This is a genomic window from Robertmurraya dakarensis, from assembly GCF_900156875.1.
In the GTDB taxonomy this organism is placed as follows: domain Bacteria; phylum Bacillota; class Bacilli; order Bacillales; family Cytobacillaceae; genus Robertmurraya; species Robertmurraya dakarensis.
The window spans coordinates 2972218-2978654 of sequence record NZ_LT707409.1; the positions used below are offsets into that span (position 1 = coordinate 2972218).

The window sequence follows — 6437 nt, forward strand, 5'->3', positions numbered from 1 at the left end:
ATTAACATAACAGGAAAATCTGCAGAAAGTATGCATGTTAAGAAATTGTGAATTATTATTGTACGTTTAGTTTTTCTATATAAAAAACTACTAATATATGCTATAATATAATCATAAGATTCTAAATAGTCTTATAATTTTTCATTATATGAGGAGGTCATTTATGTACCAGGTTAAAGAGCAAGAAAGAATATTTATTTATACTGGTCCCGATGGTTCTGGACGAAAGACACTTGGAAAAATGGTGGCAACTGCCTTTGACATGGAAACGGTTCTATCCTATACGACCCGCCCGCCCAGACATTATGAAATAGATGGAGAAGATTATCATTTTGTTACAAAGGAAACGTTTTTAAAAATGGCAGAAGAAGATGAATTCCTGGAAAGCGTAGAAATTGACGGATTTCACTATGGCATTCGCGAGAAAGATATTGTGGAAACCTTCCAGAAACATAACTTAGTTTATTTAGCCCTCAACCATGAAGGAGCAGAAAAATTAAAACAGATGTATGGTGAAAAAGTCATTCGAATTTTCATCTATGCGAACCGTGAAACGGTCATTCAAAGGCAAAAGATGCGTCAAGATGACGAAGCGTCCATTAAGCGTCATATGTCACATTACGATGAAATCATGGATTATAAAAATCAATGTGAACATGTCTTCGAAAATTATGATTTACCTCAAGTTTCATTCCAAATTAGCGAAACAATCGAAACCTACTTAGAACGTAATTTGATTGAAACAGATTATTAAATTGTTGAATGTGTAATTACATTCCTAGCTTCAAACCTCTTTACAACAGCCGCTATTAAAAGGTTTCATGTTACTAAAACCCCTGATAAAACTAAATAGCATTTCCTAAAAAACGAAAAGCGCGTAGAACACGTGCGTAAAACAAAAGACAAAAGGCATTCCGAGTCACGATTCGGGTCCCTTTTGTTCCAACGTACGAATTTACTCGTTTACGTCGCTTTCACCCATTTCAATAAAAAACTTTATAAAAAAAGCGATGGTATTGTACAACTGTACAATACATCGCTTTTTTCATGTTTATTTTAGAGAGAACGGTACCCAGCATCCCATTTTTCAAATTCTTCTTTAGGGAGCGGCTTGCTGAATAAATAGCCTTGCATATGAATACAGTTATGCTTTAACAGAAACTCTTTCTGCCATTCTTCCTCTACTCCTTCAGCAATGATATTTAATCGAAGGCCGCGGGCTAAGTTGATGATGGCTTCAGGGATTTCTGCATGTTCATAATTCTCATTAATGTCTTGGATAAATGAACGGTCTATTTTGAGATTATTGACTGGCAATGAACGCAAATAACTAAAAGACGAATATCCCGTTCCAAAATCGTCTATAGAAATAGAAATACCATATTCTTGCAATCCCTTTAATGCTTTAATCGTGTCATTTGTATTGTAAAGCAATGTACTTTCCGTAATTTCAATTTCAAAATAGTCTGGCTGCAATCTGCACTGAGTTAAGATTTCCTTCACTTGATTGACTAAGGAACAAGGATCTTGGAATTGTTTCGCTGAGAAATTAACAGCAAGCCTTAATGGTTCTTGTCGATCTTCATTCCATCTGCTTACCTGCGAACAAGCTTCCTTCATAGCAATTTCCCATAAACGATGGATCAGTCCTGTTTCTTCAGCAATTCCTATAAAAACATCTGGGGGCACAAATCCCAGCTCGTCATCATTCCATCTTAGCAGCGCTTCTACCCCAGTCACAACATTGGCTCGAGCATCTACTTTTGGCTGATAATACACTTCAATTTTTTCATTAGCGATCGCTTTGCGCAAGCGTGCTTCAATCTTCAGCTTTTCATTTTTTTCCTTTGAAATTTCTTCATTGTAGAGGACAACTTTATTACCGCCTTGCTTCTTAGCCGCATACATCGCACCATCTGCAAATACCATTAGAGTATCCGTATCCTCTGTATGTTCTGGACACAGACTGATTCCGCAGCTGGCACTTACCACGACCTCCTGGCCTTCGATGAAATAAGGCTGATGAATGGCAGCAACAATCATATCAGCTTTAGCGATCACGTCTTTCTTCGCAAAACCGCTGACTAAGATCAGGAACTCATCGCCACCCTGCCTAGTTAATATACTTTTTTCGTTAGACAAGGAATGCTTGATCCGTTCTGAAATGAGCTTGATTAGTTGATCTCCTTTGGCATGTCCCAGCGTATCATTAACATCTTTGAATCGATCGATATCAATAAAGATGACAGCAAAGGTTTCACCATTTTTCTTATAATTGTCAATACGCTGATTTAATACCTTGTTAAGATACCTTCGATTGTACGCGCCTGTAAGTGGATCGTGAAAAGCTTGGAATTTGATGACTTCCTGACTCTGTTCTAGATCGGCAACATATGTCTGCAAAGAATTTGATAGTGCATTGACATTCTGCGCAAGATGGCCCAATTCATCTTTACGTTTTAACTCAAAGCTTCCCCCAAAATTCCCTTTCGCAATTTCATTGACCTTTTCAACAATCGTTCCAATTGGCTTTGTAATCGAACGTGAAAAAATAAAGCTGGCCAGCATCACAAGCAATATAAATAGGATCATAAATAGGACGTGCTGCACTAATTCATTTTGAAGTTCTTTTTGAATTAAATCATAATTGTAGGTTACCCCGATGACATATGGATCCTCTATACCTTGATTAATTGGGACAAATGTTTTTGTAACCATCTTTCCGTTAATTTCATCTCTATAATTTCGTGTTTCACCTGTCTTAGCCGCTGCATGCACATGTTCTGCATCCACTTCTTGATTTTTAAATTGATAAGAATCTTCTCCGTACCAAATTGGCTGATCTGCTATGCGGATAAAGGTATTTCCATTTTTATTAACCACCCGCGTCTCTTTCCCGAATTTTTCAGGATTAAATACCGTGATTTCGAGAACACCTTCGAGAGTATTCTCGAAACGTTCCATGACATTCTTTGGACCAAAACGCTTCTCATACTCTAATACCTGATTGTCACGAAAATAAGGATTGATAATATAATTGGTGGATCCATCATAATAATAGCCCCATTTATCGGTATGATTCGGGTTACTTGCTGCTACTTCAATCGGACCAGACCAATAATGTCCTAGTGTTAGGCCATCCTTAACCGCAACGGTTTTTAAATCAAGGAGCTGGTGAAAGGCATCGTACCAAAATCCCCATTCCTTCGTTCCCATCCCCACCTCATGAGGATCAGAGGATTTGACTCCGACAATGTTGTCTTCCGTCTCAGCCAATAAGGTAATATGCGAGACCATTAGCTCATCGGCCAGCTCTTTTAACTGCTCATTTGTAATATCTTCATGTCTCGGGGGCAGAGCATTTCTGATCGCAATCGAAGCAGTTCTCAGCTCTCTTCCCAAAATATTCTCTACATAAAGAGCCCCATGATTTGAGTTTTCAATTTGATAGGAAACTTCTTGGACAATTAATTCTATTTCTTTTTCATTGAAGTCTATTAATTTTTGTTTCGACCGCATATAATGTAACGTACTATTTGCGATTAAAATACACAGTACAAGCAATGTAAAAATTAAAGGCAGCTTCTTTTTTATAGACACAATGGATACCTCCTTACTGTTAAAAAACCACCTTTAGTGATTCTAGTTTTAAACACTCAGCTGTACTTTTCTCTCGAGCCAATCGACTGGGTTTCTTTTAAGAAAATCGTGGAATAAATACATGAACAGCTCATGCTGATGTGCATGCGCAGCATGTCCAGCATGAAAAAGCTCGTTATACTCTACATGGGGAACAAGTTGTTTCAATTCCGCAAGTGTCCCTTTATGCAATTCATCGTATTCTCCCATTACCCAAAGGATCGGAGTTTCTAACCCGGACAGCGCTGCTTTTGAATCGAATTGATATTGTATTTGGAAGGCTTTTACTAATACTTCGGGGTGAACTTGAAGAGCAAATTTCTCAAAGATCATTTCTGAGTCTTCAGGCAGATGCTCTGAATTTGGGTTAAGAAGTTTCGCACATCGTCTTACCCAGTTACTAGTATCGTATTTTCTATTGTCTTCCAAAACTTTTTTCATATGATAATTCCATTGTGAAGGAACACTGCAGAGATATCCACCTACTAATGTCATGGTTGCTACCATTTCTGGGTACTTTCTCGCAAAAGCCTTCACGACCACCGACCCAAAACTCAATGCACATAGATGGGCTTTTTTTACTTTGTTCTGAATGAATACGGTATAAAGCTGTTCCACCAATGCTTCTAAACTAAGGTCTGCCAGCTCATCCTCTAAGTAGTAATAATTATAGGATATACAATGATAATGAGCTTCCAGCTGCTCCATTTCTTTTTTAAAGGCATTCTTATTTCCGACGATTCCATGTAAAAAAATAATGGTCTCTTTATTCATCAAGATCCCCCTCGTATAGTACTAGTAAGAGCTCTTTCTAGAAGAATTTCCAGTTGATCCGGATCCTCTAAAATTCACTCTAGATTCCTATAGGTTATCAAGGTTAGCCTTTCGGCTTCCCCATCTTAAATATTTTAGTTTTACCCTTGTTTCACCCACCTGATGGGGAAGCCGAGGTAAAGTTCAAACTATCAATAATAGATTAATGTGTTGTTCTTATTTCGCAGGGGGATAGTTTCCCTACTGCTTCTTTGAAATGCCTTTAACTGAATATCGAGAAATGGCGGAGAATGGAGGAAGCTCCAGCGTTTTACTCCGTCATTTTTTTATAGCGTTCATAGACCTGCTCATGGGACAATGGAACCGACAGGATCGTATCAGGATATTGCTTCTCCCCCTTGCGGACACTTTGGTGTACTGCTTCATAAGCCTGCTACCCATGGTTCATTATTGAAGGTCTAACCACTGGTTGCGCCGCCGTAAAAGAAGTGAGTGTAGCGCTCATGATGGACTTCTTTTCTTTGAGTGCTGATGACGAGGAAGACATCGATGATTCCCGTGGGCACCCAGGTCTGAACGTTCTTGATTAACTTACATACTGGAGGTGATTGGTATGTCACAAATGCTTGTTGGTGTAGATGTAAGCTTGAAGTCCCATCATGTCCATTTCATGAAGGAGGACGGGTCCACACTCGCCGACTTTTCTGTTTCTAATGATCAAACCGGGGCCGAAACCCTGATCAAACGAATGCTAGAAACTGCGGAAAAAAGTCAGGCCAACCAATTGAAGATTGGGATGGAAGCCACTGATCTTTACAGTTGGCACCTTGCCCATTATCTACAAGACCAAATGAAAGGCTATGAACCTAAGTTTCAAGCCTCTATCTACGTACTAAATGCGAGAAAAGTCGCTCGTTTCAAAAAAGGGTATGATTCTCTTGTAAAAAACGATCGCATAGATGCCTGGGTCATCGCTGACCACTTGCGCTTTGGCCGACTGCCAGCCCAAATGAAAGATGCCATACAATATGAAGCTCTTCAGCGCTTAACGCGAACAAGGTTTCATTTTATGCGGGAGATTGCCCGAAATAAAACGTATTTCCTTAACCAGCTCTTTTTAAAGTTCAGTGGACTGAGACAGGATAATCCATTTTCAGATAAATTCGGAGCTACGAGTATGGCTGTCATGGAGGAACTAGAGCCCGAAACGATCGCTGAAATGAGCCTCGAGGAACTCGTCGAGTTCCTGCAAGATAAAGGAAAAAACCGATTTGAAAAGCCAGAGGAAATCGCAAAATACCTTCAAAAGTTGGCTAGATCATCTTACCGGCTGAATAAGGCTATGCAGGACCCCGTAAATATTTCGATGTCTGTTACTTTAAGTACCATTCAACATATCGAGTCACAGGTAAAGCGTCTGGATAAAGAAATTGCCAAGTTAATGAAAGGCATACCGCAAACCCTAACGTCTGTAAAAGGAATTGGAGACGTTTATGCGGCAGGGTTGATAGCTGAAATTAGCGATATAAAGCGATTTAAAGATCATCATGCCTTAGCGAAATATGCAGGTTTGGTATGGAACCAGAACCAATCAGGCGAATTCGAATCCCAGGAAACGGCTAGAATGAGGACAGGTAATAAATACCTGCGTTACTACCTTATTCAAGCTGCCGATAAGATCCGAAAGTACGACTCTGAATATAAAGCTTTTTACACAAAGAAGTACGATGAAGTTCCAAAACATAAACACAAACGCGCTCTCGTCTTAACCGCAAGAAAACTGGTACGATTGGTGTTTTCGCTACTACGCACCAATCAGTTGTACACACCACCCGAAAGGAGAGATTAAAACTTCTCATTCACACCCTTTCAAACACCCAGCTTCACACTTGAAAGTATTGGTAAAAAATTGAAAATAGTGTGAGGTTTATTAGGTATACTCTTTTTTAAACACTTTTCAATGAAAGACAATATTAATTTCCAATTCATTGAATTTTAGTGCTTGACATATTACCACTGGGCTT

At 39.1% G+C, this 6437-nt stretch carries 4 protein-coding genes; 2 read left to right on the forward strand and 2 right to left on the reverse strand.

Annotated features, from left to right (window positions below):
• Positions 1 to 163: 163 nt before the first annotated feature.
• Complete coding sequence (locus CZ487_RS23355; RefSeq protein WP_077214776.1) at positions 164 to 754, forward strand: guanylate kinase; 591 nt, start codon at positions 164 to 166, stop codon at positions 752 to 754.
• Between the two features lie 302 nt (positions 755 to 1056).
• On the opposite strand, the gene CZ487_RS23360 is transcribed toward CZ487_RS23355, so the two are convergent.
• Both CZ487_RS23360 and CZ487_RS23365 read right to left on the reverse strand, forming a co-directional pair.
• A complete protein-coding gene (locus CZ487_RS23360; RefSeq protein ID WP_077214777.1) occupies positions 1057 to 3600 on the reverse strand; it encodes an EAL domain-containing protein in 2544 nt (847 codons plus the stop codon).
• 48 nt (positions 3601 to 3648) lie between these two features.
• The gene (locus CZ487_RS23365) at positions 3649 to 4413 is read right to left on the reverse strand and encodes an alpha/beta fold hydrolase (protein ID WP_237562929.1); all 765 of its coding nucleotides are present in this window, start codon (positions 4411 to 4413) and stop codon (positions 3649 to 3651) included.
• 613 nt (positions 4414 to 5026) lie between these two features.
• Between CZ487_RS23365 and CZ487_RS23370 the strand changes: the two genes are divergently transcribed.
• The gene (locus CZ487_RS23370; RefSeq protein WP_077210804.1) at positions 5027 to 6262 is read left to right on the forward strand and encodes an IS110 family RNA-guided transposase; all 1236 of its coding nucleotides are present in this window, start codon (positions 5027 to 5029) and stop codon (positions 6260 to 6262) included.
• Positions 6263 to 6437: the final 175 nt, after the last annotated feature.